This window comes from Oleiphilus sp. HI0123, from assembly GCF_001635315.1.
In genome coordinates this window covers 1-2557 of record NZ_LWGE01001556.1, presented here as the reverse complement: position 1 = coordinate 2557, position 2557 = coordinate 1, and the positions used below count along the sequence as shown (strand labels likewise).

The window sequence follows — 2557 nt, the reverse complement described above, 5'->3', positions numbered from 1 at the left end:
ATCGGGTACACTCGAACGTCGGGACGAAGGTTCTGAGCGTATCATGGACTCCAATGACCAGGAAAAAGAGCGCGGTATTACCATTCTGGCAAAAAATACAGCCATTCAATGGAATGACTATCATATCAATATCGTTGACACACCTGGGCACGCTGACTTCGGTGGCGAAGTAGAGCGTGTATTATCGATGGTTGACTCGGTATTGCTGTTGGTTGATGCCGTTGATGGGCCGATGCCTCAAACTCGCTTTGTGACTTCAAAAGCGTTTGAGCAGGGTTTACGTCCTATTGTTGTAATCAATAAAATAGATCGCCCGGGTGCTCGTCCAGACTGGGTGATGGATCAGGTTTTCGATTTGTTTGATAGCTTGGGTGCGACGGATGAACAGTTAGACTTCCCTGTTATTTATGCGTCGGCGCTGAATGGTATTGCTGGTTCAGACCCTGAGGATATGGCTGACGATATGACGCCGCTGTATGAGATGATCACAGAACAAGTGCCAGCGCCTGATGTAGATCCTGAAGGAATGTTCCAGATGCAGGTGTCTGCATTGGCTTACGACAGCTACGTAGGTGTTATTGGTGTAGGTCGTATTACTCGCGGAACATTGAAGCCAAATCAGCAAGTAATTATTAAAGATGCCAAGGGTAATGAGCGTAAAGGCAAGGTGCTTAACGTCAAAACTCATATGGGGCTTGAGCAGGTTGAGACGCCACTGGCGAATGCCGGAGATATTGTTTGTATCAATGGTATTGATGGCTTAGGTATTTCAGATACTTTGTGTGACCCGGAGTGTGTAGAGGCTTTGCCAGCACTAAACGTAGATGAGCCAACCGTAAGTATGACCTTCGTGGTGAATGATTCTCCTTTTGCGGGCTTGGAAGGTAAGTTTGTTACGACGCGTAATATTAAGGATCGTCTTGATCAAGAGCTTATTCACAATGTGGCATTACGAGTGGCGCCAGGTGATACGCCGGACAAGTTTGTTGTCTCGGGTCGTGGTGAATTACACCTTTCTGTATTGATTGAAACAATGCGTCGTGAAGGCTTTGAGATGGCGGTATCGCGCCCTGAAGTTGTCCAGAAAGAAGTTGATGGCCAGATTCACGAGCCGTATGAGATGGTTGTAATTGATGTTGAAGAGCAGCATCAAGGGCCTGTGATGGAAGCAATGGGTTTGCGAAAGGCAGAATTAACCAATATGGAGTTGGATGGTAAAGGGCGTGTGCGTCTTGAGTTTGTTATCCCTTCTCGTGGTTTGATCGGTTTCCGTGGATTATTCCTGACGCTGACTTCTGGTTCAGGCATCATGACGAGTGTCTTTGATCACTATGGCGAAGTGAAGTCTGGTGGCTCTTTTGAGCGTCAGAACGGTGTGTTGGTGAGTATGGTCAAAGGTAAGACCACTGCTTATTCGTTGTTTACTGTTCAGCAGCGTGGCCGTTTATTCTTAGGCCCTGGTGTTGATATTTATGAAGGTCAGATTGTCGGCATTCACTCACGCTCTAATGACTTGGTTGTTAATACGGTCAAAGGTAAGCAGCTAACGAACGTTCGTGCATCGGGTACCGATGAGGCCTTGACCTTGGTTCCGCCGATTACGCATACGCTAGAGCAGGCGCTTGAGTTTATCGAAGATGATGAGTTGGTTGAAGTAACGCCAGAAAGCATTCGTATTCGTAAGAAGCTTCTTACCGAGACTGAGCGAAAGCGTAATAAGAAGTAAGCTTCTGTATAGTCTGTATAGAAAGTAGCTTAATAATTAAGCCCGCCTCCATATTTGGAGGCGGGCTTTTTTGTGGGTCATCGATATGACATATTAAAGGATTATGCTTAATTAAGCTTGGGAGAGAAAAGTGAAAGGTCTGATTCAGCGGGTAAGCTCTGCTTCGGTCGAGGTCTCTGGTGAAGTGGTTGGGGAGATATCTAAAGGGGTTTTGTTATTGCTGGGCGTTGAGAAGCAAGATACTGAAGCTTCGGCACAGGCTTTGCTTGAAAAGGTAGTGGGCTATCGTATTTTTGAGGATGAAGCTGGTCGAATGAACAAAAGCCTAAGGGATATAGGAGGTGAGTTATTGCTGGTTTCCCAGTTTACGTTGGCAGCGAATACAAAAAAGGGGCGGCGGCCAAGCTTTTCAGAGGCCAGTGAGCCTGGGCGAGCGCAAGAGCTTTATAAGATATTTGGAGAAATGGCCGAGGCGCAAGGTGTTCGTGTGCAGAGAGGGGTATTTGGTGCGGATATGCAAGTTTCTCTGGTGAATGACGGGCCGGTTACCTTTTTGCTTGAGGTGTAGTTATTGTGTGCTTGTTAGTGGATTTTGAGCTTTTTTGGTGCAAAACGGCTAATTTGCGAGAAAAATGTAATTATTTTTTGTACTTTTGTTTATTTGCTGCTAAATAATAGTTAAGCTTAATTTTAAAAAGGACTTGTAAGATATTGTTTGTACTGGTTAACCACTAGNGAATGACTGGTATATCTTTATTGCAAGTGCAATGACGCATATAAAAGTGAAGTAAGTTTTGCTTGGCATTAAATAAGGCTTGGGTGTTTTTGATC

2 protein-coding genes are annotated in these 2557 nt (G+C 45.2%); both read left to right on the top strand.

What is annotated here, in order from left to right:
* On the top strand, nt 1-1726 hold a 1726-nt coding region (typA, locus tag A3761_RS20870), incomplete at its 5' end, for a translational GTPase TypA (RefSeq protein ID WP_068750803.1).
* Nucleotides 1727-1856: 130 nt separating this feature from the next.
* The gene (dtd, locus tag A3761_RS20865) at nt 1857-2294 is read left to right on the top strand and encodes a D-aminoacyl-tRNA deacylase (protein WP_068510233.1); all 438 of its coding nucleotides are present in this window, start codon (nt 1857-1859) and stop codon (nt 2292-2294) included.
* Nucleotides 2295-2557 lie beyond the last annotated feature (263 nt).